1 rRNA gene is annotated in these 335 nt (G+C 42.7%); it reads right to left on the bottom strand.

Annotated features, from left to right (window positions below):
* Positions 1–52: 52 nt before the first annotated feature.
* Positions 53–166, bottom strand: a 5S ribosomal RNA gene (rrf, locus tag CXF61_RS02780).
* Positions 167–335 lie beyond the last annotated feature (169 nt).

Below are 335 nucleotides of genomic sequence, written 5' to 3'. Positions count from 1 at the left end.
ACAAAGAAAAGCCCCCTCCGCGTTAGCAAAGGGGGCTTTATCTAGAATAGAGAGCTGACGATGACCTACTCTCACATGGGCGAACCACACTACCATTGGCGCAACGATGTTTCACTTCTGAGTTCGGGAAGGGATCAGGTGGGGCCATCGCGCTATTGTCGTCAGCAAAGGGGGTTAGATATGAGTCTGTTTTATAGTTTTACTTATTTGACTAAGTATCACTTAACCTAACTGAATCAAGGTTAACGGTGATATCGAAATGTTCTTTCTTTTATTCTATAGCCTGAGCTATACAAGATAGATTAATTAGACTTGGTTACAAACCACTTGGGTGT

It is taken from the genome of Psychrobacter sp. 4Dc (genome assembly GCF_002836715.1).
Taxonomy (GTDB): domain Bacteria; phylum Pseudomonadota; class Gammaproteobacteria; order Pseudomonadales; family Moraxellaceae; genus Psychrobacter.
The sequence above is the reverse complement of the archived record's forward strand: the minus strand, read 5'-3'. Positions and strand labels throughout refer to the sequence as shown.